The 23,041-nt window shown below is 63.8% G+C and carries 19 protein-coding genes; 8 read left to right on the top strand and 11 right to left on the bottom strand.

The features are described from left to right. Positions 1-200: 200 nt before the first annotated feature. The 3 genes from AC56QX_RS07705 to AC56QX_RS07695 form a co-directional block, all read right to left on the bottom strand. Positions 201-596, bottom strand: coding sequence for an AGROH133_08824 family phage infection protein (locus AC56QX_RS07705; protein WP_027043024.1), 396 nt, complete (start codon positions 594-596; stop codon positions 201-203). 95 nt (positions 597-691) lie between these two features. Continuing rightward, positions 692-1,387 carry an aspartate/glutamate racemase family protein gene (locus AC56QX_RS07700; protein ID WP_497114970.1) on the bottom strand — a complete coding sequence of 232 codons (696 nt, stop codon included), beginning with the start codon at positions 1,385-1,387 and terminating at the stop codon, positions 692-694. Between the two features lie 50 nt (positions 1,388-1,437). After that, complete coding sequence (locus AC56QX_RS07695) at positions 1,438-3,621, bottom strand: primosomal protein N' (protein WP_497114968.1); 2,184 nt, start codon at positions 3,619-3,621, stop codon at positions 1,438-1,440. Positions 3,622-3,712: 91 nt separating this feature from the next. Between AC56QX_RS07695 and fsa the strand changes: the two genes are divergently transcribed. Beyond that, positions 3,713-4,369, top strand: coding sequence for a fructose-6-phosphate aldolase (gene fsa, locus AC56QX_RS07690; protein ID WP_475437232.1), 657 nt, complete (start codon positions 3,713-3,715; stop codon positions 4,367-4,369). Positions 4,370-4,457: 88 nt separating this feature from the next. Here the strand turns inward: fsa and AC56QX_RS07685 are convergent, their stop codons facing one another. From AC56QX_RS07685 to leuS, 3 genes are all read right to left on the bottom strand, one after another. Continuing rightward, a complete protein-coding gene (locus tag AC56QX_RS07685) occupies positions 4,458-7,037 on the bottom strand; it encodes a DNA translocase FtsK (RefSeq protein WP_497114966.1) in 2,580 nt (859 codons plus the stop codon). Between the two features lie 244 nt (positions 7,038-7,281). After that, the gene (locus AC56QX_RS07680) at positions 7,282-7,866 is read right to left on the bottom strand and encodes an LPS assembly lipoprotein LptE (protein WP_497114964.1); all 585 of its coding nucleotides are present in this window, start codon (positions 7,864-7,866) and stop codon (positions 7,282-7,284) included. Then, positions 7,853-10,477 (bottom strand): leucine--tRNA ligase, encoded by a 2,625-nt coding sequence (leuS, locus tag AC56QX_RS07675; RefSeq protein WP_497114962.1) that lies wholly within the window; start codon positions 10,475-10,477, stop codon positions 7,853-7,855. The genes AC56QX_RS07680 and leuS overlap by 14 nt, the downstream gene beginning before the upstream one ends. Before the next feature lie 156 nt (positions 10,478-10,633). Between leuS and AC56QX_RS07670 the strand changes: the two genes are divergently transcribed. After that, entirely contained in the window at positions 10,634-11,296 is a 663-nt protein-coding gene (locus AC56QX_RS07670; RefSeq protein WP_497114960.1) for a YggS family pyridoxal phosphate-dependent enzyme, read from the top strand. 110 nt (positions 11,297-11,406) lie between these two features. Next, on the top strand, positions 11,407-12,456 hold the full coding sequence (locus AC56QX_RS07665; protein WP_497114958.1) for an aldo/keto reductase: 1,050 nt from the start codon (positions 11,407-11,409) through the stop codon (positions 12,454-12,456). A 198-nt stretch (positions 12,457-12,654) separates the two neighbouring features. Here the strand turns inward: AC56QX_RS07665 and AC56QX_RS07660 are convergent, their stop codons facing one another. Together AC56QX_RS07660 and AC56QX_RS07655 are read right to left on the bottom strand one after the other, a co-directional pair. Beyond that, positions 12,655-13,353, bottom strand: coding sequence for a neutral zinc metallopeptidase (locus tag AC56QX_RS07660; RefSeq protein WP_497114956.1), 699 nt, complete (start codon positions 13,351-13,353; stop codon positions 12,655-12,657). Between the two features lie 136 nt (positions 13,354-13,489). Then, on the bottom strand, positions 13,490-14,395 hold the full coding sequence (locus tag AC56QX_RS07655; protein ID WP_497114954.1) for a LysR family transcriptional regulator: 906 nt from the start codon (positions 14,393-14,395) through the stop codon (positions 13,490-13,492). Between the two features lie 138 nt (positions 14,396-14,533). Between AC56QX_RS07655 and AC56QX_RS07650 the strand changes: the two genes are divergently transcribed. Together AC56QX_RS07650 and AC56QX_RS07645 are read left to right on the top strand one after the other, a co-directional pair. Then, positions 14,534-15,715, top strand: coding sequence for an MFS transporter (locus tag AC56QX_RS07650; RefSeq protein WP_497114952.1), 1,182 nt, complete (start codon positions 14,534-14,536; stop codon positions 15,713-15,715). A 57-nt stretch (positions 15,716-15,772) separates the two neighbouring features. Next, positions 15,773-16,807, top strand: coding sequence for an aldo/keto reductase (locus AC56QX_RS07645; protein WP_497114950.1), 1,035 nt, complete (start codon positions 15,773-15,775; stop codon positions 16,805-16,807). 49 nt (positions 16,808-16,856) lie between these two features. Here the strand turns inward: AC56QX_RS07645 and AC56QX_RS07640 are convergent, their stop codons facing one another. After that, on the bottom strand, positions 16,857-17,249 hold the full coding sequence (locus tag AC56QX_RS07640) for a DoxX family protein (protein WP_497114948.1): 393 nt from the start codon (positions 17,247-17,249) through the stop codon (positions 16,857-16,859). Between the two features lie 124 nt (positions 17,250-17,373). Beyond that, a complete protein-coding gene (locus AC56QX_RS07635; RefSeq protein ID WP_497114946.1) occupies positions 17,374-17,646 on the bottom strand; it encodes an usg protein in 273 nt (90 codons plus the stop codon). Between the two features lie 316 nt (positions 17,647-17,962). On the opposite strand from AC56QX_RS07635, the gene acs reads away from it, so the two are divergent. The 3 genes from acs to AC56QX_RS07620 all read left to right on the top strand — a co-directional run bounded on the left by acs (position 17,963) and on the right by AC56QX_RS07620 (position 21,649). After that, positions 17,963-19,918 carry an acetate--CoA ligase gene (gene acs / locus AC56QX_RS07630; protein WP_497114944.1) on the top strand — a complete coding sequence of 652 codons (1,956 nt, stop codon included), beginning with the start codon at positions 17,963-17,965 and terminating at the stop codon, positions 19,916-19,918. Next, the gene (locus tag AC56QX_RS07625; protein WP_497114942.1) at positions 19,918-20,667 is read left to right on the top strand and encodes an MOSC domain-containing protein; all 750 of its coding nucleotides are present in this window, start codon (positions 19,918-19,920) and stop codon (positions 20,665-20,667) included. The genes acs and AC56QX_RS07625 overlap by 1 nt, the downstream gene beginning before the upstream one ends. A gap of 163 nt (positions 20,668-20,830) precedes the next feature. Next, entirely contained in the window at positions 20,831-21,649 is an 819-nt protein-coding gene (locus AC56QX_RS07620) for a sugar phosphate isomerase/epimerase family protein (RefSeq protein WP_497114940.1), read from the top strand. A gap of 17 nt (positions 21,650-21,666) precedes the next feature. Here AC56QX_RS07620 and AC56QX_RS07615 read toward each other — a convergent pair whose 3' ends face one another. After that, positions 21,667-22,929, bottom strand: coding sequence for a class I SAM-dependent methyltransferase (locus AC56QX_RS07615; RefSeq protein WP_497114939.1), 1,263 nt, complete (start codon positions 22,927-22,929; stop codon positions 21,667-21,669). Between the last annotated feature and the right edge of the window lie 112 nt (positions 22,930-23,041).

Raw genomic sequence — 23,041 nt, 5'->3', positions numbered from 1 at the left:
GCAAAAACTCTGGCTAAATCTTTGACCTTACTGCATTTTTTCAAGCACGGAGGCGCGGCTTCCGCTATCCCCGGCCGAAAGTCGATTGCCGTCTAGCACAGGCATTTTAAGACCGCAATGCGTCGTTCCGCATGGTTTTCAGGCACTATTGTCGCATCCGGCAAAAGAGTCTCGTCTCACACCCCGGAATAGCTAGGGATTCAGGGCACAAAGCCGAAGGCAAAGGCGAGCGGCAATGCCGCCAGGATCAATTCCACCACAATGGAAACCCAATTGAAAGGTGTGTTGGCGCCATCCGACATCATCGACAGCAGCCGGCCGAAGGCGGTGAACAGCCAGGAGAAGCCGAGCGCCATGTAAACCAGCGGCTGCGCCAACAGGATGCAGCACAGCCCGACGCCGAGATAAAAGCCTGACATCCTGCCCCGCCCCTCGGCAATCGCCGCCGCTTTCTCAGGCTTGGCCTGCAAGCGCAGGATGCGGAAGGCGAGGCCAGGCGCCAGAAAAAACAGAAGGCCGAGCAGCACGGTGAAGACAGCGCTCGACCAGGCCAGCCATTCGCCCTGGCTCGTCGGCCATGGTAGCGCAAAATCCATACTGTCCCCTCGAAATGTCTGTTTTGAAATTGCGGGCATTCTAGCGAAGGAAAAGAAGCGCGCCAGATGGTTCAGGGCACTTTAGGAGCAGCGCATCAGCCGAGCGCGAATTCCACCGCCGCCTCGGCATGGATGCGGGTGGTGTCAAAGACCGGAATGTCGAAATCGCCCTGTCCAATCAGCATGGTGATCTCAGTGCAGCCCATGATGATGCTGTCGGCGGCCTCTTCCCGGCGCAGGCGTTCGGCCTCTTGTATATAAGCCGCCTTCGAGACGTCGGTGACGATGCCCTGGCAGAGCTCGTCATAGATGACGCGATGCACCATGTCGCGCCCGGCCGCATCCGGCACCACCGGCGACAGGCCGTATTTGTCGGCGAGCCGGCCCTTGTAGAAATCCTGCTCCATGGTGAAGCGCGTCGCCAAAAGCGCCGGGCGCTGCATGCCAGCACGCTTGATCGCTGCCGCGGTGGCATCGGCGATGTGAATCAGCGGGATGGAGACGGACGCCTGCACCTGGTCGGCCAGCTTGTGCATGGTGTTGGTGCACAGAAGCAGGCCTTCCGCGCCACCGGCCTCGAGCTTGCGCGCCGCTTCGACAAGCAGCACGCCGGCGCCCTCCCAATCGCTATGGTGTTGCCGCTCGGCGATCTCGGCGAAGTCGAACGACCAGAGCAGCAATTTCGCCGAATGCAGCCCGCCGAGGCGCTCGCGCACGATCTCATTGAGCAGCCGATAATAGATGGCCGTCGATTCCCAGCTCATGCCACCGAGCAAACCAAGGGTTTTCATGTGATCTTCCGTTTCTCGCTGGCCTGCAGCGTATCGCCGATATCGCGACCTTACAAAAAGCTCTGCGGGTCGATATCCACCTGCACCCGGACCGAACCGCGCTGTTTCGGTCCGTTGGCCAGCATGGCGCGGATAAACCCTTGCATGTCGGCGCGTCGTTCGCCCTGGATCAGCAGGCGGAAACGATGGCGGCCGCCGAGCAGGGCTAGCGGCGCCTCGGCCGGCCCCAGCACGAACAGGTCTGACGCCTCAGGCGCGGCGCGGCGCAGGCCGCGTGCATGGCCCTCGGCTTCCGCCCGCGTCACCGCGCTGACGATGACGCCGGCTAGCCGGCCGAAGGGTGGCAAGGCCGCCCGCTCGCGCTCGGCGATCTCGCGCTCGTAAAAGGCCTCGGCATCACCGGAGACGATCGCCCGCATCACCGGATGCTCGGGCTGGAAAGTCTGCAGCAAGCCAAGGCTCTTCTTGCCGGTGCGGCCGGCGCGACCGGTGACCTGGCTGAGCAATTGGAAAGTACGCTCAGCTGCGCGCGGATCACCATTGGCAAGGCCGAGATCGGCATCGACGACGCCGACCAGGGTCATATTGGGAAAATTGTGGCCCTTGGCGACGAGCTGCGTGCCGATGACGATATCGGCCTCGCCATCGGCGATTGCCTCCAGTTCCAATCGCAGCCGCCGCACGCCACCCATCAGGTCGGATGACAAGACGATGGTGCGCGCATCGGGAAAATGCGTGACGACTTCCTCGGCAATGCGCTCGACGCCGGGCCCGCAAGCGACCAGATGATCAAGCGTGCCGCATTCCGGGCAGGCTTCGGGGCGGCGCTCATTGTGCCCGCAATGATGGCAGACCAATTGCCCGCGAAAGCGATGCTCGACCAGCCAGGCCGAGCAGACCGGGCAACCGAAGCGGTGGCCGCAGACCCGGCACAGCGTCAGCGGCGCATAGCCGCGCCGGTTGAGGAACAGCAGCGACTGCTCCTTCCTTTCCAGCGTCTTGCGCATATGGTCGAGCAGCACCGGCGACAGGAAGCCGCCCCGCGCCGGCGGCGCGCGCCGCATGTCGATCGACTTCAGCTGCGGAAGTGCGGCCTCGGCGAAACGGGCGGAGAGAACGGCTCTGTTGTATTTGCCTTGGCTCGCATTGACCCGGCTCTCGACCGATGGTGTCGCCGACGCCAGCACGACCGGAAAACTGCCGATATGGCCGCGCACCACGGCCATGTCGCGCGCATTGTAGAAGACCCGGTCCTCCTGCTTGTAGGCCGGGTCGTGTTCCTCATCGACGACGATCAGGCCGAGCTCCCTGAACGGCAGGAACAGCGCCGAGCGCGCGCCGGCAACGACACGCACGCCACCTTCCGCCACTTGCCGCCAGACTTTTTCGCGCATCCTGGGCGGCAGATCCGAATGCCATTCGCCCGGCTTGGCGCCGAACCGCTGCTGGAAGCGTTCGAGGAAAGCATGGGTCAGCGCGATTTCCGGCAGCAGGATCAGCACCTGCTTCCCCTGGTCGAGCGCGGCCGCCACCGCCTCGAAATAGACCTCGGTCTTGCCGGAGCCGGTGACGCCGTCGAGCAGCGCGACATTGAACACGCCGGCCGCGACATTGGCGCGCAGCATCGATGCGGCGTCGCTCTGATCAGGCATAAGCTCAGGCACGGCGTAGCTGGAGTCAGGCGCGGCCACCACCGGGCGCGGCGGGATCATCACCGTCTCGAACACGCCTTGCGCCTTCAGCCCTTCGATCACCGTCGACGACACGCCTGCCGCATGCGCCAGGCCGGACCGCGTCCAGGCCAGACCGCCCTCGGCCGTCTCCAGCACGCGCGCCCGTGCATCCGTCATGCGGTCGGGAACGACGAGCGTGCGCTGCAGCCCCTCGATCCAGGGTTCCGGGTCAAAGGCCTCCGGCGCACGCAGCAGCATGCGCGCCACCATGCCCGGCGCCGACAGCGTGTATTGCGCCACCCAGTCGACGAAGCGGCGCATGGCGCGGTCGATCGGCGGGCAGTCGAAAACCTGTTCGATCGGACGCAGCTTTTTCGCATCGATATTCTCGACCGTTCCGTCCCAGACGATGCCGGCGACCTGGCGCGGCCCAAGCGGCACGCGCACGATCGACCCCGGCACAACACGCATGCCAGCCGGCACGGCATAGGTGTAGGGGCGTTCGGCAGGCATCGGCACCAGCACCGGTGCGGCTGCGACAAAGGGCGAATCTTCGATCATGAGGCGTGACCTTGCCCCGACTTTGGTCTAGATCAAAGAGCAACGCTGAACGTGCCTTCCCAAGCACGACGAAATCGTCAGGAGACCCGCCATGAAATTTTTTGTCGACACCGCCGATATCAAGGATATCCGTGAGCTCAACGATCTGGGGCTGCTCGACGGCGTCACCACCAATCCGTCGCTGATCCTCAAATCCGGCGGCAAGATCGCCGACGTCACCAAGCAGATCTGCGATATCGTCGCTGGCCCGGTCTCGGCGGAAGTCGTGGCGACCGAATACAAGGACATGATGGCGGAAGCCGAGGTGCTGGCCAAGATCGCGCCCAATGTCTGTATCAAGGTGCCGCTGACGCTGGATGGTCTCAAGGCCTGCAAGACGATCCGCACCCAGATGAACCGCATGGTCAACGTCACGCTGTGCTTCTCGGCCAACCAGGCGTTGCTCGCCGCCAAGGCCGGCGCCTCGTTCATCTCGCCCTTCGTCGGCCGCATCGACGACACCGGCTCGGACGGCATGGAACTGATCCAGGAGATCCGGCAGATCTACGACAATTACGATTACCAGACCGAGATCCTGACCGCTTCGGTGCGCACGGTGAACCACGTCAAGCAGGCCGCCCTGATCGGCGCCGATGTCATTACCGCGCCGCCGGCAACGCTGAAGGCGCTGGTCAAGCACCCGCTCACCGACAAGGGCCTGGAACAGTTTCTCGCCGACTGGGCCAAGACCGGCCAGAAGATCGGCTGAGGTCACGCTGCTTCAATGAGAAAAGGCCGGGCAACCGGCCTTTTTTATTACGCGTCGGAAAACGACCGATCGCCGAAAAGGCTTCCGCTCAATCCGCGCCGTCATCGTCGGGTGCGGCTACCGGCGGGCGCCGCCCCATGATGATCTCGCGCTTGCCGACATGGTTGGGCGCGCCGACCAGCCCTTCTTTTTCCATGCGTTCGACCAGAGATGCGGCGCGGTTGTAACCGATGCCGAGGCGGCGCTGGATGTAGGATGTCGAGCACTTCTTGTCGCGCACCACCACCTTGACCGCCTCGTCATAGGCATCACTGTCTTCGGCGGCAACGGAGCCCTTGTCGAAGACCGCGCCCTGGTCGTCTTCGATCTCCTCCTCGTCCTCGTCGGCCGTCACGGTTTCCAGATATTCCGGGCGGCCCTGCGCCTTCAGATGCGCCACGACATGCTCGACCTCCGCGTCGGAAACGAAGGGGCCGTGCACGCGCGAAATCCGTCCGCCACCCATCATGTGCAGCATATCGCCCTGGCCAAGCAGCTGCTCGGCGCCCTGCTCGCCCAGAATGGTGCGGCTGTCGATCTTGGAGGTGACCTGGAAGGAAATGCGGGTCGGGAAGTTGGCCTTGATCGTGCCGGTGATGACGTCGACCGAGGGTCGCTGCGTCGCCATGATCAAATGGATGCCGGCCGCGCGCGCCATCTGCGCTAGGCGCTGGATGGCGCCTTCGATCTCCTTGCCGGCGACCATCATCAGGTCGGCCATCTCGTCGACGATGACGACGATGTAAGGCATCGGCGCGAGATCGATTTCCTGCTGCTCGAACAGCGGCTCGCCGGTGCCCTTTTCGAAGCCGGCCTGCACCGTCATGACGACCGCCTCGCCCTTGTCGCGGGCTTGGGCGGCGCGCTCATTGTAGCCGTCGATGTTGCGCACACCGAGCCGCGCCATCTTGCGATAGCGGTCCTCCATTTCGCGCACCGCCCATTTGAGCGCTGTGACCGCCTTTTTGGGGTCGGTTACGACGGGGGTCAGAAGATGCGGGATGCCGTCGTAGACGGAGAGCTCGAGCATCTTGGGATCGACCATGATCAGCCGGCACTCTTCCGGCTTGAGCCGGTAAAGCAGCGACAGGATCATCGTGTTGATGGCAACCGACTTGCCGGAACCGGTGGTGCCGGCGACGAGCAGATGCGGCATCTTCGCCAACTCGGCGATGACCGGCTCGCCGCCGATCGTCTTGCCGAGGCAAAGCGCCAGCTTGCAGCTGGTTTTGCGAAAACCCTGCGATTCGATCAGTTCGCGGAAATAGACGGTCTCGCGCGTCTCGTTGGGAAGCTCGATGCCGATGACGTTGCGGCCGGGCACGACGGCGACGCGTGCCGAGATCGCCGACATGGAGCGGGCGATATCGTCGGCGAGGCCGATGACGCGGGACGATTTGACGCCCGGCGCCGGCTCGAACTCATAGAGGGTGACGACAGGACCGGGGCGAACGTGGATGATCTCGCCGCGGACGCCGAAATCCTCCAGCACGCTTTCCAGCAGATCGGCATTCTGCTCGAGCCGCTCCTGCGACATGTAGAAGCCCTGACCTTCCGGCGGCTGCTGCAACAGCTCTTCCGAGGGAAGTTCGTACGCCTCGCCTGTCGTGGCCGGCACGATCTTGCCGACCCGAGGCAGTGGCGCAGACACGCGCAGCGCTGGAGTCTGCACGGCCTCCTCCACGCCTTGCGCGACCTGTGGCGGAACGCCGTTGCTGGCAGCAGACGGAATTGCAACCTTCACCCGGGTCCGTTGCGGTGCGCTGCTCGTTGCCGGTTGAACCACGGCTTCGTTCGAGTTGGCCGGGCGGACTTCCGGCAGGGTCGACGGAGCCTGCTGGCCTGGAAGGCATTCGATGATCCGGAACAGCGCGGTCGGATCGCCCGTGGCTGGGTGGATGTCGACCCGTGGGGAGACGACCGGCGCTGCCGGGCGCGAAGCCGGAACCGCCCGCGGCGCCGGCAACGGGCTCTCGATCATGTAAGGCGCCATGAGTTCGAAGAAGACGTGATTCGACAGATAGGGCCAGCGTACGGTTTCGCGGCCTGGTGTTTTGACCGGCGCCGCCATTGCCTGGGCAGACGATGCCGGTGCGGATGCACGTGCCGTCACCGCTGTCCTCGCACCCGCCGGCGCAGCAGCCCGTGCATGTTCGCCAACATGCCTTGGCGCAACTGGTGCCGCAGCCGGTGCTGGCGGCCTCTCAGGCGTCACGGCTCTATTACTGGCAGGCGGCCAGGTGGCCTCCGAAGCGGAGTTCCGGCTTTTCATCGTCGCCGACAATGACGGGGTCGAGACTGCGGAGGACGTCGCGGCCGCAGCAGGCTGTGCGACTGCTTGTCGCGCCGGCAGCGGATGCGGTTCGCCTTGCTCAGAGGCGATCTGGGGTGGCTGGCGTGTGTTGGCGTCATAGTCCGGCGTGCGGGTGAACCGCACATTGGGCGCCAGGAAGAAATAGTCCTGCCAGGCCGGGCTTTCGTTGCCGCCGAGATCGACAGGCGGCGGGGGATTGCCTGATCTGGCCGCGCCGGCCCGCTGGCCATCCACCTTGTTGTTCAAACGCTCACCCTCGGGATTATCGGGCGAAACTGTCAATGAATTGACCCGAGGAAAACGCTTGGATTCCATTCTCAAGACTCACGCTGAACCGTCTGCTGAGCAATAGGGAGCGAGTGGTTAACAGTTGCTTCCCATCAGCACCGTTGGAGCGACCGAAACGTATCTTTCGCAACGATGACGAACGAGCCGGATCGAGCCGGCGATCGTCACCCACGATCATCCACTCATCGACATGCGTGGGGCTGAAAAGGAAGAGCTCTCGGCCAGCGCAAAGCGGGCCGAGATGGCGTCTTTCGTGAAAGGAAAAGTGGCGCTAGCTAGTCTTCTTGCCGTGCCGGACCAGATCCTGGGCGATGGACAGTTGCAGTGCTTCGGCCAGTTCACGCGCCGCACGATTTTCGGCGTCGATCTGCGCCCGGTAGGAGGCAAATTCCTGGCGCGGCCTGTCGAAGGACGAGGTGATCGCGCGCTTGCCGACCGTGACGACGGCGCCGGTTGTCGCATCGGTCAGCGTATAGCTGGCGGTCAGTGTCACCGAACCGGCGGTCGGCTCGTCCTGATCGGTTTGGACCTGCACGAGGGCCGAGGATTCGACGGCCTCGGTCACGGTGAGATCGAGCGAATAAACCGGCGAGGCCGGTTCGCCGGCGCCGCGCCCGAAGCCGAAGATCAGATTGTTTCGCACCTGCTGGGCATAGCGCGTCTTGACCGGCTTGATGGCGATCGACGCCAGCTCGGAATTGGCTGTAGCGTTCGAGCCGGGCGACAGCAGTGCGTTGGAATAGAGCGGCCGCACCGTGCAGGCCGAAACCAGCGCAAGCGAGCCGATCAGGCCGGCAAGCGCGGCGCGGCGCAGCAAACGGCTCAGCTCTGTCTTTTCCCGATCAGGCAACGACATTGACGATCCTCTGCGGCACGATGATCACCTTGCGCGGGGCCTTACCTTCGAGCGCTTTCTGCACGAAGTCGAGAGCCAATACCGCTTTTTCGACCGCACCTTGGTCCGCGTCGCGGGCAATTGTCAAATCCCCCCGCTTCTTGCCGTTGACCTGCACTGGATAGGTCACTTCATTGTCGACGACCAGTGCCGGATCGAAGACCGGCCACGGCCGTTCGGCGACCAGATCGGTGCCGCCGAGCGTCTCCCAGCACTCTTCGGCCAGATGCGGCATCACAGGTGCGACCAGATGCACCAGGATCTCCACTGCCTGGCGACAGGCGCCTTTGAGTGCCGAATCGGCCTTGCCTTCGGCCACCTGGTTGAGCGGCGTGGTCAGCAAATTGGCCAGTTCATAAATGCGGGCGATGGCACGGTTGAAGCCGAGCCTCTCGATGTCCTCGCCGACTGCCTTCAGGATCTTGTGCGTGGCCTTCGAGACCGCTCCCGCCTCACCGGCGTCAGCCGCGGCAGGCTTGACGCCTGCCAGCGTCTCGGCCGCAGTCGCCACCAGCCGCCAGATGCGCTGCATGAAACGATGCGCGCCGGCGGCGCCATCATCGGTCCATTCGACGTCGCGCTCGGGCGGCGAATCCGACAGCATGAACCAGCGCGCCGTGTCGGCGCCGTAGCCATCGGTGATGTCTTCCGGGCTCACCGTGTTCTTCTTCGACTTCGACATCTTCTCGAGCGGGCCGATGGTGACCGCCTCGCCGGTGGCGATGTCGAAGGCGCGGCGTTCGCCGTCGAGGCCCTCCAGCCGCACCTCTGTCGGCGCCAGCCAGCGGCCGTTCGACGCCGAGCCGACACGATAGGTCTCGTGAACCACCATGCCTTGCGTGAACAGGCCCTTGAACGGCTCGGCCAGGTCGACATGGCCGGTCTCGCGCATGGCACGGGTGAAGAAGCGCGAATAGAGCAGATGCAGGATCGCATGCTCGATGCCGCCGATGTACTGGTCGACCGGCAGCCATTCATTGGCCGCCTTGGGATCGGTCGGCTCATGCGCTTGAGGCGCGGTGAAGCGGGCGAAATACCAGGACGAATCGACGAACGTGTCCATCGTGTCGGTTTCGCGACGCGCATCGCTACCGCATTGCGGGCACTCGACGTGCCGCCAGGTCGGATGCCGGTCGAGCGGATTGCCCGGTCGGTCGAAATCGACATCGTCCGGCAGCTTGACCGGCAGGTCGGCCTTCGGCACCGGCACCACGCCGCAAGCCTCGCAATGGATCATCGGGATCGGGCAACCCCAGTAGCGCTGGCGCGAAATACCCCAGTCGCGCAGGCGGAAATTCACCTTGCGCTCGGCCATCGGCCGGTTGCCGATCGTCTTCTGCTCCAGCAGCTTCGCCACCTCGTCGAAAGCCTGGGTCGGCTTCATGCCATCGAGGAAACGCGAATTGATCATCGCGCCATCATCGCCATACGCCACGTCGATGATCTGGAAGGTCGCCTGATTCTCGCCCTCCGGCATCACCACCGGCACCACCGTCAGGCCGTATTTGTTGGCGAAGTCCAGGTCGCGCTGGTCGTGCGCCGGGCAGCCGAAAATGGCGCCGGTGCCGTATTCCATCAGCACGAAATTGGCGACATAGACGGGCAGCGTCCAGCTGTCGTCAAAGGGATGAACGACGCGGATGCCGGTGTCGAAACCTTTCTTCTCGGCCGTCTCCAGCGCCGCCACCGAAGTGCCCATATGGCGGACCTCTTCGATGAACTTCGCCAGTTCTGGATTGTTCTCGGCGGCTTTCTTGGCCAGCGGGTGGTCGGCGGCGATCGCCATGAACGACGCGCCGAAAATGGTGTCGGGCCGCGTCGTGTAGACCTCCAGCTCATGCTCGCCGGCAACGTCCGAGGCCAGAGGCCAGCGGATCAGCAGGCCTTCCGAACGGCCGATCCAGTTCTGCTGCATCAGCTTCACTTTTTCGGGCCATTCGTCGAGGCCGTCGAGCGAATCAAGCAGGTCCTGCGCAAAATCGGTAATCTTGAAGAACCACTGCGTCAGCTCACGCTGTTCGACCAGCGCGCCCGAGCGCCAGCCGCGGCCGTCGATGACCTGCTCGTTGGCGAGCACCGTCATGTCCTCCGGGTCCCAGTTGACCTTGGAGGATTTGCGCGTCACCAGCCCCTTCTCGACGAAATCGAGGAACAGCATCTGCTGGCGGTGGTAGTAATCGACATCGCAGGTGGCGAATTCGCGCGCCCAGTCCAGCGACAGGCCCATGACCTTGAGCTGCTCGCGCATGGTGGCGATGTTCTGATAGGTCCATTCCTTGGGATGGACCTTGTTCTGCATCGCCGCGTTCTCTGCCGGCATGCCGAAGGCGTCCCAGCCCATCGGGTGCAGCACATTGAACCCCTTGGCCCGCTTGTAGCGCGCCACCACGTCGCCCATCGTGTAGTTACGGGTATGGCCGATATGGATGCGCCCCGACGGGTACGGGAACATTTCCAGCACGTAATATTTCGGCTTCGGGTCGTCATTGTGCGCTTCGAACAGCTTCTTGTCGGCCCAGGCCTTCTGCCATTTGGGCTCTGACGCGCGCGGATTGTATCGTTCGGTTGCCATGGGACGTTTTTCACTTAAAAGCAGGCGCGAACCGCGCGCGACTGGCTCGGCGGTTCAGGGAATGTGGTCCGGGTGTTCACCATGGTTTGGCAAACCCGTCAACCATATGGGCATCGCGGTGGCTAAAAACGCGAGTCAAAACAGCGGGATTTGCATATGGGTGACACCGTTCAGCAGTTTTTCGCGGTCAAGGCGAAGATCGCCGCCGCCGAGCAGGAGGCCCGCCGCGAAGCCGGCGTCGTGAAGCTGGTGGCCGTCTCCAAGACTTTTGACGCCGCCGACATCCAGCCGGTGATCGAGGCCGGCCAACGGGTCTTCGGCGAGAACCGTGTCCAGGAGGCGCAAGGCAAATGGCCTGATCTGAAGCAGGCGTTCCCGGATATCGAACTGCATCTCATCGGGCCGCTGCAGTCGAACAAGGCGAAAGAGGCAGTGGCGCTGTTCGACGTCATCGAGACGGTCGACCGCGAGAAAATCGCCGCCGAACTCGCCAAGGAAATTGCCCGGCAGGGCCGCTCCCCAAAGCTGTATGTCCAGGTCAACACCGGCTCCGAGCCGCAGAAGGCCGGCATCGAGCCGCGCGACGCCGTGGCCTTCGCCGCCCGCTGCCGCGATGTCCACGGTCTCGCCATCGAAGGCCTGATGTGCATCCCGCCGGCCGACGAAAACCCCGGACCGCACTTTGCCTTGCTGGAGAAACTTGGGCGTGAGGCCGGCGTTGACAAACTGTCGATGGGCATGTCCGGCGACTATGAGACGGCGATCGCCTTCGGCGCCACCAGCGTCCGGGTCGGCTCGGCGATCTTCGGCAGCCGCTGACAAGCCGCAGGCGTTGGTCCAGTTTGGCGAGGCGGCTGCGCCACCACTAGAAACGAAACGTTCCGTTCCTATTTGTTTTGTGTCATCACAATTCTCCTGGAGCCTTCACCATGCGCTACAACCAGCTTGGCAATACGGGGATGTTCGTCTCCGAACTGTGCCTCGGCACCATGACCTTCGGTGCCGCCGGCGAAAATGCCCAATGGGGCCTGATCGCTAGCCTCGACCAGAAGGGCGTCAACGAGATTGTCGGCCGCTCGATCGCCGCCGGCGTCAATTTCTTCGACACCGCCGACGTCTACTCTTTCGGTCAGTCCGAGCGCCTGCTCGGCCAGTCGCTTAGGGATCTCGGCGTCGCCAGGTCGAGCGTGGTCATCGCCACCAAGGCCCACGGCGCCATGGGCGACGGGCCGAACCAGCGCGGCTCCTCGCGCGGCCACATCATGGATTCGGTCGATGCCAGCCTCGAACGGCTGCAGCTCGATCATATCGATCTCTATCAGCTACACGGCACCGATACGGTGACACCGATCGACGAGACGCTGCGGGCGCTGGACGATCTCGCTGCCAGCGGCAAGGTCCGCTATGTCGGCGTTTCCAACTGGGCGGCGTGGCGTATCGCCAAGGCTCTCGGCATCGCCGACCGCAAGGGCTTTGCCCGCTTCGAGACCATCCAGTCCTATTATTCGATCGCCGGCCGCGACCTCGAGCGCGAGATCGTGCCGCTGATCAACGAGGAAAAGCTCGGCCTGATGGTGTGGTCGCCGATGGCCGGCGGCCTGCTCTCCGGCAAATACGGCCCCGGCGCGCCCGGCAATGGCGAGGGTCGCCGCGCGTCCTTCAATTTCCCGCCGGTCAACGAGGACCGTGCCTGGGCGGCGGTCGCCGTCATGCGCCAGATCGCGAAGAAGCATGATGTCGGCGTCGCCACGGTGGCGCTCGGCTATGTCCTGGCCAAGCCTTTCGTGATGAGCGTGATCATCGGCGCCAGCCGCATGGAGCAGCTCGAGCAGAACCTTGCCGCCACTGAAGTTAAGCTCGACGCGGACGATCTCGCCAAGCTCGATGAGGTCAGCGCACTGCCGTCCGAATATCCCGGCTGGATGCTCGAGCGCCAGGCGGCTGGCCGGCGCCCTGCCCCCTTCGTGCCGAAGGCGTAATCCGTCTCCGGTTCGACGCGATTTTCCGTTTTCCGTAAGCCGCGTGGCCCTTCGGGCGCGCGGCTTTTTCCAAGGCTGCAGGGTCGCCTTGTACCGGACACGGTTTCGCGGCTACCATCATGACGCTGGAGCGGCATGCCGGAATGTCCGAGGGCGACAATGACACCATCAGCCGCCCGGCGATGGGTCGGCTCGGCATCAAAGCGGATTGGCAAAAGTGTTGCAGTCCGCGATCGCTTTTCCGGCAAGGCCCCGATCATACCAGCGGATCCGCTGTTCTGAGGTACCGTACCGCTTTGCCGTCGCATTGGCGGCCTGATCGTCTCCGAGAGATCGCAGCAGGTCCCTGGCCTCAGTCAGATCGGCGTCTTGCAGCAGGTGCTGGTCCCAGACATAGCGGCTCCATAGGCCGGCAAAACAATCGGCTTGGAGCTCCACCTGTTCCGATCGGATGATGGCGGCTTCCTGGTCGCCGGCGGTAACAGCCGTGTGCGGAACGTCAGAGATGTTTTGCACGTGATGCCCAACCTCTCGGGCGACAATCAACGCCTTGGCGAAATCTCCCGTCAAACCGATCTGCCGAACCTCGGGGAACGCCGGATCAAGATAAATTTTGTGGTCCGCCGCACAGTACAATGTCCCTGAAACAGGGCCGCATGCGGTGGCGATAGTGCCGGTATACAGCACCAGCTTGGGCTCCTCATATTTCAATCCGCCGGCTTTGAAGGTGGCGCCCCAGAAATCCTCGGTTTCAGCCAAAGCCACGGAAAGAAGCTGCTTGACATCATCCGGTTGGGCGTTTGGAGCGGGCACCGCAGCTGTCGAGACCTCGGCTGCCTCGGAGATCGTTGGGACATGCAGCCAAGCCGCGACGGCAAGCAGGAATGCCGTGACCAAGCACAAGCGGACCAATTCACGCCTCCCGAATTGCCAACGCCCCGGTGCCTGGGTGAGAGGCGCCTGCGATGACCGGACGAGATTCCATATCCTGACCCTGCTGGGTTGTCGAACGGACCTTGAAAGCCGCGCGTCGTCAGAGCCGCACGGTCTCGGCCAGGAAATCGAGAAAAGCCCGCACCCGCGCTGGCAGGTGCCGGCCCTGACCGACATAGACGGCGTGGGTCGCCTCCTCGTCGCCCGGATTGAAATCCTCCAGCAGCGCCACCAGCCGCCCGGCGGCGATATCGGCCGCCACATGCCAGCGCGCCAGCCGGGCAATGCCGGCCCCGGCCAGTGTCATCAGCCGCATCGCCTCGCCATCGCTGACCAGCGTGTTGCCGGCGATCGGGACCATGACCGCGCGGCCCTCCGCGTCGCGGAACGGCCAGCCGTCGATATGCCTGACGAAGCCGAAGCCCATGCGGTTGTGGCTGTCGAGATCGGCCGGCGTCAGCGGTATGCCATGCGTTTCGAGGTAGGAGGGTGCCGCAACCACGACCACCGGGCTCTGCCCGAGCTTGCGCGCCACCAGCCGTGATTCGCCGAGCGGACCGGCGCGGATGGCGACGTCGGCGCGTTCGGCCATCAGGTCGATGACGCTGTCGGTCAGCACCAGATCGACTGATATTTCGGGGTAGCGTCCGAGAAAACCCGGCAAAAGCGGGATCAGCCGGTGCACCCCGAACGGCACATAGGTGTTGACGCGCAGCCGCCCACGAGGTGCGGCACCCGCCGCCGCCTCGCGCTCGGCCGCCGCCATATCGGCGAGGATGCGCAATCCGCTGTCGTAGAACGCCGACCCTTCCGGCGTCAGCTGCAGCTTGCGCGTCGAGCGGCTGACCAGCCGCGCGCCAAGCCGGGCTTCCAGTCGCGCGATCAGCTTGCTGACGGCCGACGGGGTCATACGCAGCGCACGCGCCGCGGCGGAAAAACTGCCCGCCTCGACGACGCGGACAAAAACTTCGATCTCGCCGGAGCGGTTGATGTCGGATCTCGCCATCTGTGACTCTATTTCACAGAAAATGTGCCCAACGCAAGTCTGGTTCACAGTGCATGGCGACACGATCTTTCGGTTCGGGCGCGGGTTTGGACAAGGCGCTCGTCGCCTTAACGGGCCGTCTTCGAAGTGGAAACCGCCATGCCTCTTGCTCTCTACGCCCTCGCCGCCGGTGCCTTCGGCATCGGTGTCACCGAATTCGTCATCATGGGCCTGCTGCTCGATGTCAGCAAAGACCTCGGCGTCTCGATCTCGGCCGCCGGCCAGCTCATTTCGGGCTATGCGCTGGGCGTCGTCATCGGCGCGCCGCTGCTGACCATCGCCACCGGCAACTGGCCGCGCAAGACCGTGCTGCTGGCGCTGATGGCGATTTTCACCATTGGCAATCTCGCCTGTGCGCTGGCCCCCGACTATTGGACGCTGATGGGCGCCCGCATCATCACCGCCTTTGCCCATGGCACCTTCTTCGGCGTCGGCTCGGTCGTCGCCACCGGCCTGGTCGCGCCCAACAAGAAGGCATCGGCGATCGCATTGATGTTCACCGGGCTCACCATCGCCAACATCCTCGGCGTACCCTTCGGCACCTGGCTCGGTCAGGCCTTTGGCTGGCGCGCCACCTTCTGGGCAGTGACCCTGGTCGGCCTGGCGGCCTTCGCCGTCATCCTCGCGCTGGTGCCGCGCAGCCAGGAGGCACCCGAGAAGAGCGATTTGCGCGCCGACCTCGCCGTGCTGCGCCGCACGCCTGTCCTGCTCGGCCTCGCCACCACCGTGCTTGGCTATGCCGGCGTCTTCGCCGTCTTCACCTATATCGCGCCTTTGCTGACCGAGATCAGCGGCTTCAGGGAAGCCGCCGTATCGCCGATCCTGCTCGTCTTCGGCGGCGGTCTCATCGCCGGCAACCTCGCCGGCGGCAAGGTTGCCGATCGCTGGCTGGTGCCGGCCGTGCTGGGCAGCCTCGTGGTGCTGGCCCTGGTGCTGGCAACTATGAGCTTCGCTATCCACGGCCAGGTCATGGCCGTCATCTATGTCGGCCTGCTCGGAGCCGCCGCCTTCGCCACCGTGGCGCCGCTGCAGATGTGGGTGCTGGAAAAGGCGCAAGGCGCCGGTCAGAGCCTTGCTTCGTCCTTCAACATTGCCGCCTTCAATCTCGGCAATGCAGCCGGTGCCTGGCTTGGCGGCGCGGTCATCGCCCATGGAATGGGGCTGGGTTCACTCACCTGGGTCGCCGCCTTGCTGCCGGTCGCGGCACTTGGCGTGGCGGGACTGGCCCTGCGTCTCGATCGCACCAACGCGCTCGGCGCGCCTGTCTCCGTCCGGCCCTGACGATCGTCGGCGGCCCGAATTTTCGACACCTCTTTCCAAACCACCAGGAGCTAAGAAATGGATTATCGACGTCTCGGCACTTCGGGCCTGAAAGTGCCCGCACTCTCGTTTGGCGCGGGAACCTTCGGCGGCTCCGGCCCGCTGTTCGGCGCATGGGGCAACAGCGATGCCAGGGAAGCGCGGCGGCTGGTCGACATCTGCCTGGAGGCAGGCGTCAATCTGTTCGACACGGCCGACGTCTATTCGAACGGCGCTTCCGAAGAGGTGCTCGGCGAAGCGATAAAGGGCCGCCGCGACGCCGTGCTGATCTCGACCAAGACGTCTTTACCGATGGGCGACGGCCCGGCCGATTACGGCTCGTCGCGCTCGCGGCTGATCAAGTCGGTGGACGCCGCGCTGAAGCGCCTCGGCACCGATTACATCGACCTGTTGCAACTGCACGCCTTCGATGCGGGCACGCCGATCGAGGAGGTGCTGTCGACGCTGGACGACCTCGTGCGCGCCGGCAAGCTGCGCTATGTCGGCGTCTCCAATTTCTCCGGCTGGCAAGTGATGAAGTCGCTGGCGGAAGCCGACAAGCATGGCTACCCGCGCTACGCCGCGCATCAGGTCTACTATTCGCTGATTGGCCGCGACTATGAGTGGGAACTGATGCCGCTCGGCCTCGACCAGGGCGTTGGCGCGCTGGTGTGGAGCCCGCTCGGCTGGGGCCGCCTGACCGGCAAGATCCGTCGCGGCCAGCCTCTGCCGGAAAAGAGCCGGCTGCATGACACGGCAGATTTCGGCCCGCCGGTCGAGGACGAACATCTCTTCCGTGTCATGGATGCGCTTGACGCGGTGGCGCAGGAAACCGGCAAGACCGTGCCACAGATCGCCATCAACTGGCTGTTGCGACGCCCGACCGTTTCCTCCGTCATCATCGGCGCCCGCAACGAGGAACAACTGCGCCAGAACCTCGGCGCCGTCGGCTGGTCGCTGACGCCGGAGCAGGTAAAGAAACTCGACGCCGCAAGCGAAGTTACCGCGCCCTACCCGTACTTCCCCTATCGCCGCCAGGAAGGTTTCGCCAGGCTCAACCCGCCGGCGGTCTGACATCTCCTTGCCTGGGTCGTGTAGCGCACGGCCCAGGCCCCGGAACGCCCTATCCCCAGATCGGCCAAAGTGCCGGCTGGCCGCTGCCGATCAGGGCTATGACGATCAGGCAGACGATCCACAGCGCCGGATATTCCCAGCCACCGCCTGCATTGGTGAACCAGAAACCATTCTTGCCATGAACGAGCACGATTGTGCCCAGCATGAGGGGAATGAGCAGGATAGCCGCCAGCCGCGTGGCAACGCCGAAGATCAGGCCCAGCCCGCCGGCCGTTTCGGCGGCGATGGCGATCAAGCCGAGATAACCGGGCACGCCGAGCGACTGGAAATAGTCGGTTGTGCCCTTGGGCGTGAAGACGAAGTATTTCAGATAGGCATGGGCAAGAAACAGGCCGCCGACGCTAACCCGAAGCAGCAGCGCGGCATAGTCGAAAGCGGTCATGTCCGTTCTCCCGATCGCGGACGCCGCCCTGGGCACCCTGCCTTGCCGCGCCGCCAGCAAAGGATAGCCGACGGCCGCTTTGCTGTCGCCGCACGAGAATGGAAACAGACCGTCTGCGGCAGCGTCAGTGCAGGACGAACTCGCCGTCCACCTTGCGCCATTCATTCGGTGCGATCAGCTTCTGGTGCGTGTAGACGACCGAATGCAGCGGCCCGTCGAGCTTGGCTTTCCAGAATTCGATGAACTTGATCAGCACCGGAAACGTCGGCGCCAGGTCGTAGTCCTGCCAGATGAAGCTCTGCAGCAGGTGCGGATGATCGGGAAAATGATAGAGAATCTTGGCCGTGGTCAGGCCATAGCCTTTGAGCATCAGGTCCATTTCGGAATGGTCGCGCATTTTGGTCCCCTTGGGCGGTCCCCAGGTTGAGTCTCCTTTCCTCCCAACGTCAGATTGTGCGCGCCGTTGCTTAACTGTCTATTGATTTTTCCTGATCGAAACAGGCTTTTCGACGCGAAAACATACAGTTAGCAGCGAGCTGACCTGAGTGCTGACAACGTAGGACAATGCCCCTGCGGCATCCCGCCACGCGAATCCAACGTCTAATGTTGCCGTCACGGCGGAACTGGTAATAATGCCGCCGAATTCGCGGCTGCGTCGCCGCGATCCCGCCGGCGTTTCAAGCCGGCGGATTGGTTCGGGAGGAAAATCAGGAATGTCCGAAGTTCATGTCCATCGCGTCCAGCCGGCGTGGAAAAAGAATGCGCTGATCGACAACGAGACCTACCTGAAATGGTACGCCGACAGCATCAAGAACCCGGACAAGTTCTGGGGCAAGCACGGCAAGCGCATCGACTGGTTCAAGCCCTTCAGCAAGGTCAAGAACACCTCCTTCGACGGCAAGGTCTCGATCAAATGGTTCGAGGACGGGCTGACCAACGTTTCCTACAACTGCGTCGACCGCCACCTGAAGAAGCGCGGCGACCAGACCGCCATTATCTGGGAAGGCGACAACCCCTACGACGAGAAGAAGATCACCTACAACGAGCTTTACGAGCATGTCTGCCGGCTCGCCAATGTGATGAAGAAGTACGGCGTCAAGAAGGGCGACCGCGTCACCATCTACATGCCGATGATCCCGGAAGCCGCCTATGCGATGCTCGCCTGCACGCGTATCGGCGCCATCCATTCGATCGTCTTCGGCGGCTTTTCGCCGGACGCATTGGCCGGCCGCATCGTCGACTGCGAATCGACCTTCGTCATCACCGCCGATGAAGGCCTGCGCGGCGGCAAGGCCATTCCGCTGAAGGAGAACACCGACAAGGCGATCGACATCGCCGCCAAGAACTTCGTCATGGTCAAGAACGTCGTCGTCGTGCGCCGCACCGGCGGCAAGATCGGGTGGGCGCCCGGCCGCGACCTCTGGTATCACGACGAGGTCGCAACGGTGAAGGCCGAGTGTAAGCCGGAGAAGATGAAGGCGGAAGACCCGCTGTTCATCCTCTACACCTCGGGCTCGACCGGCAAGCCGAAGGGCGTGCTGCACACCACCGCCGGCTATCTCGTCTATGCCTCGATGACGCACCAATATGTCTTCGACTATCATGACGGCGATATCTACTGGTGCACCGCCGATGTCGGCTGGGTCACCGGCCACAGCTACATCGTCTATGGCCCGCTCGCCAACGGCGCCACCACGCTGATGTTCGAAGGCGTGCCGAACTACCCGTCGCAGTCGCGCTTCTGGGAAGTCATCGACAAGCACAAGGTCAACATCTTCTACACCGCGCCGACGGCGCTGCGCGCGCTGATGGGCGCCGGCAACGATCCGGTGACGAAGACATCGCGCAAGTCGCTGCGCGTGCTCGGCTCGGTCGGCGAGCCGATCAACCCGGAAGCCTGGGAGTGGTATTTCAACGTCGTCGGCAACGGCAAGGTGCCGATCGTCGACACCTGGTGGCAGACCGAGACCGGCGGCATCCTGATCACGCCGCTGCCGGGCGCCACCGACCTCAAGGCCGGTTCGGCGACGCGGCCCTTCTTCGGCGTCAAGCCGCAGCTGGTCGACGGCGAAGGCAAGGTGCTGGAAGGGGCGGCAGACGGCAATCTCTGCATCACCGATTCCTGGCCCGGCCAGATGCGTACCGTCTATGGCGACCATGACCGCTTCGTGCAGACCTATTTCTCCACCTACAAGGGCAAGTATTTCACCGGTGACGGCTGCCGTCGCGATGCTGACGGCTATTACTGGATCACCGGTCGCGTCGACGACGTCATCAACGTCTCCGGCCACCGCATGGGCACGGCCGAAGTCGAATCCGCACTTGTCAGTCATGACAAGGTCTCGGAGGCCGCCGTCGTCGGCTATCCCCACGACATCAAGGGCCAGGGCATCTACAGCTATGTCACCTTGATGAAAGGCGTGGAGCCGACCGAGGAGTTGCGCAAGGAACTCGTCGCCCATGTCCGCAAGGAGATCGGCGCCATCGCCTCGCCCGACAAGATCCAGTTCTCGCCGGGCCTGCCCAAGACCCGTTCCGGCAAGATCATGCGCCGCATCCTGCGCAAGATCGCCGAGGATGATTTTGCCGCCCTTGGCGACACCTCGACACTCGCCGACCCGGCCGTCGTCGACGACCTCATCGCCAACCGGCAAAACAAGAAGGGCTGATGCGGGACGAGGCGGTATTGGGCTCTGTCACCCAGTTGTGGCGCTATCCGGCGAGTTCGCTCGCCGGCGAGCGTCAGGATGCTGTCGTGGTCGGACCAGCGGGCATGGCGGGCGACCGCATGTTCGGCCTCGTCGATACCTCGGACAACGAGATCGCGCGGCCCGACCGCGAGGCGAAATGGCACACGGTGCCGCGCATCCGCACCCGGCTCACCAATGACCGCGACCTGGAGGTCGCCATCCCCAACGGCGACTGGCTGAGCGCACCCAGTGCGGAATGCGACCACGCCATATCGGCCTATCTTGGCTTCGCTGCCTCGATCCGGCCGTTCGGCCGGGAGAACGCGCCGCCGGCCTATGCCGGTCCGGTCACTGCGGCCCGCTATACCAAGGCGCCGATCCATCTCTTGACCACGGCCTCGCTGGCTCGCTTGAAGGCACTGCATCCGGATGGTGCCGCCGATCCGCGCCGCTTCCGCCCCAACATCGTCGTCGACATGGCAGCGGTCGAAGGCTCGTTTCCCGAGACCGAATGGATCGGCCGCAAGCTCGCCATCGGCGACCTGCTGGTGACCATTTCCGAACCATGCCGCCGCTGCGGCTTCACCATCATCGGCCAGGACGGCTTCGACCACGACCCCGGTATCCTGCGCAACCTGGTGCGCCACAACGCGCACAATCTCGGTGTCTATTGCACGGTAGACCGGCCGGCCCGCGTCGAGATCGGCGCGCCGATGCGCTTCGTCTAAATCATACCGCCGACGCCAGGCCGCGTCGCGGCGGCATGATCCCCGCACCTCGCGGCGGGCTTGGCGCAGCGTGTAATACGCATGACAGAAAACGGCGTCATACAGCCTCGGCGCGATCCGTCTTGCCGCCCGACATCCTGAAATCTCACCGATCGGAGTGCCTATGACTTCCCTGCCCGTTCTTGGCGCCGCCATGACCCTGGACGACCTCGAAAACCATCGCGACTGGCTCTTCGAAAAGCAGCGTGACCTGGAACTGCAGAGCTTCACCGAGGCCAGTGTTCTCAACGGCGACTGGGCACCGCTCGCCGCCCGCGCCAGAAAACTTCTCGACGGGCACAAGGGGCGCCTCGGAATTCACGGGCCTTTCTGGGGCTTCACCATTGCCTCGCAGGACCCCGATATTCGCGATGTCGTCAGCAAACGTCTGGTCCAGGGCATCGAGGTCTGCGCCGCCATCCGCGCCACGCAGATGGTCGTCCACAGCCCCTATACGACCTGGTCCTACAACAATCTCGACAACAATCCCGGTGAGCGCGAGAAGATTGTCGGCTATTGCCAGCTCACCCTGCGCGATGCCGTCAAGCGGGCGCAGGACATCGGCTGCACGATGGTCCTGGAGAACATCGAGGACAAGGATCCGCACATCCGCGTGGCGTTGGCCGACAGCTTCAACTCCCCCGCGGTCGCCGTCTCGATCGACACCGGCCACGCCTATTATGCCCATGGCTCGACCGGTGCTCCGCCGGTCGACTACTATGTGCATGCTGCCGGCAACCGCCTGCAGCACATCCATTTGCAGGATGCCGACGGCTACGCCGATCGTCACTGGAGCCTCGGCGAAGGGACGCTTCCATGGCGCTCGGTCTTTGCCGCCCTCGCGAAACTCGAAAGCAATCCGCGCCTCATCATCGAGATCAGGGACAAGTCCAAGATCCCCGCTTCGGCGGCTTACATCGCCTCGCTTGGCATCGCCGAGTAAGGCGCGAGCGGCTCGCGCTACCGATAAAGGTCCGCCCGCGTCGGCGGCAGGCCGCTCGGGCCACGCGCGCGCTTGGTGACGACGGTCTGGAAAATCTGTGCAGAGCCGCGATCGAAGGTGATCGAACAGCCGGTGAGATAGAGCAACCAGAGCCGCGCCTTCGGCTCGCCGACCTCGGCGATCGCCTCGTCGAAACGGGCCTGCAGGCGCTCGGCCCACAGCCTGCAGGTGCGGGCATAGTGTTCGCGCAGGTTCTCGACATCGGCGATGAGAAAACCGTGCGCCTCGAGATTGCCTGTTGTCATGCCGATCGTGTCGACCTCGCCGCCAGGGAAGATGTATTTGATCAGCGCCTTGTATTCCGCGCCCTTGCGCAAAGTCTTGCGCGTGCCGCCCTTGCCGCGCCTCGTGATGGCGTGGTGCAGATAGATGCCACCCGGCTTCAGCAGCCGGTGGACGGTCGAGAAATAGGTCGCGTGGTTGGCAAGACCGACGGCTTCGAACATGCCGATGGACGAGATCTTGTCGTAGCTGCCGTCGAGCTCGGTGTAGGACTTGATGTCGATGGTGATCTTGTCCTCCAGCCCTTCGGCGCGGATGCGCTCGCGCGCCAGCCGGGTCTGCTCCTCCGACAGCGAGACACCATGGCCGATGGCGCCATAGTACTTGGCGGCATGGATCAGCATCGCCCCCCAGCCGCAGCCAATGTCGAGCAGCCGGTCGCCCGGCTTCAGCCTGAGTTTGCGGCAGATATGGTCGAGCTTGTCCTGCTGCGCCTGGTCGATGCCATTGGCGAAATCGGTGAAATAGGCGCAGGTGTAGACCATGCGCTCGTCGAGGAAGAGCCGGTAGAAGGCGTTCGAAATGTCGTAGTGATGTTCGATCGCCTGCTTGTTCGAACCGCTGACAAAGGGATTGCGGCCGGCCAGATCGGCCCGTTTCGTCATCTGTCGTCGCGAGAACAGGACGGCGGGCAGGTCGCGCAGGATCGCCAGCTTCGGCAACGCCTTCAACCTCAGCTTGCCCTTTGAAGGCAAGGCGTAGAGATCGAACAGCGACCCGTCCTCGACGTCGATGGTCCTGGAAATCCACATTTCGAGCAGCGTCGAGAAATTGGGCCGGCGGGCCAACTGCCAGACGATGTCCTGATCGTTGATGGCAAGCACCGCACCGCTGGCGGGACCGATCCGTTCCCCAGTCCACAGCCTGACGGCAAAGCCCGGCTTCAGCGCCTCGATCACCGTTCGAACGATGCGCGCGGCTCTTTCGGTGGCGTCCATGTCCTTCTCCCACGGCCCGATGGAACGATCTTGTCCGTTTGGGCAGTGGATCGCAAGCCGAAGCACGCGGATGTGGCACGGCGGCATTTTCCGGCAGGGTGCCTTTTTCAGC

It is taken from the genome of Mesorhizobium sp. RCAM 06353 (assembly GCF_059683585.1).
The sequence above is the reverse complement of the archived record's forward strand: the minus strand, read 5'-3'. Positions and strand labels throughout refer to the sequence as shown.

What these genes read in the sequence shown, in the direction of transcription:
- AC56QX_RS07705 (WP_027043024.1), bottom strand. Translation starts at nt 596, where the DNA reads ATGGATTTTGCGCTACCATGGCCGACGAGCCAGGGCGAATGGCTGGCC.
- AC56QX_RS07700 (WP_497114970.1), bottom strand. Translation starts at nt 1,387, where the DNA reads ATGAAAACCCTTGGTTTGCTCGGTGGCATGAGCTGGGAATCGACGGCC.
- AC56QX_RS07695 (WP_497114968.1), bottom strand. Translation starts at nt 3,621, where the DNA reads ATGATCGAAGATTCGCCCTTTGTCGCAGCCGCACCGGTGCTGGTGCCG.
- fsa (WP_475437232.1), top strand. Translation starts at nt 3,713, where the DNA reads ATGAAATTTTTTGTCGACACCGCCGATATCAAGGATATCCGTGAGCTC.
- AC56QX_RS07685 (WP_497114966.1), bottom strand. Translation starts at nt 7,037, where the DNA reads ATGGAATCCAAGCGTTTTCCTCGGGTCAATTCATTGACAGTTTCGCCC.
- AC56QX_RS07680 (WP_497114964.1), bottom strand. Translation starts at nt 7,866, where the DNA reads ATGTCGTTGCCTGATCGGGAAAAGACAGAGCTGAGCCGTTTGCTGCGC.
- leuS (WP_497114962.1), bottom strand. Translation starts at nt 10,477, where the DNA reads ATGGCAACCGAACGATACAATCCGCGCGCGTCAGAGCCCAAATGGCAG.
- AC56QX_RS07670 (WP_497114960.1), top strand. Translation starts at nt 10,634, where the DNA reads ATGGGTGACACCGTTCAGCAGTTTTTCGCGGTCAAGGCGAAGATCGCC.
- AC56QX_RS07665 (WP_497114958.1), top strand. Translation starts at nt 11,407, where the DNA reads ATGCGCTACAACCAGCTTGGCAATACGGGGATGTTCGTCTCCGAACTG.
- AC56QX_RS07655 (WP_497114954.1), bottom strand. Translation starts at nt 14,395, where the DNA reads ATGGCGAGATCCGACATCAACCGCTCCGGCGAGATCGAAGTTTTTGTC.
- AC56QX_RS07650 (WP_497114952.1), top strand. Translation starts at nt 14,534, where the DNA reads ATGCCTCTTGCTCTCTACGCCCTCGCCGCCGGTGCCTTCGGCATCGGT.
- AC56QX_RS07645 (WP_497114950.1), top strand. Translation starts at nt 15,773, where the DNA reads ATGGATTATCGACGTCTCGGCACTTCGGGCCTGAAAGTGCCCGCACTC.
- AC56QX_RS07640 (WP_497114948.1), bottom strand. Translation starts at nt 17,249, where the DNA reads ATGACCGCTTTCGACTATGCCGCGCTGCTGCTTCGGGTTAGCGTCGGC.
- AC56QX_RS07635 (WP_497114946.1), bottom strand. Translation starts at nt 17,646, where the DNA reads ATGCGCGACCATTCCGAAATGGACCTGATGCTCAAAGGCTATGGCCTG.
- acs (WP_497114944.1), top strand. Translation starts at nt 17,963, where the DNA reads ATGTCCGAAGTTCATGTCCATCGCGTCCAGCCGGCGTGGAAAAAGAAT.
- AC56QX_RS07625 (WP_497114942.1), top strand. Translation starts at nt 19,918, where the DNA reads ATGCGGGACGAGGCGGTATTGGGCTCTGTCACCCAGTTGTGGCGCTAT.
- AC56QX_RS07620 (WP_497114940.1), top strand. Translation starts at nt 20,831, where the DNA reads ATGACTTCCCTGCCCGTTCTTGGCGCCGCCATGACCCTGGACGACCTC.
- AC56QX_RS07615 (WP_497114939.1), bottom strand. Translation starts at nt 22,929, where the DNA reads ATGGACGCCACCGAAAGAGCCGCGCGCATCGTTCGAACGGTGATCGAG.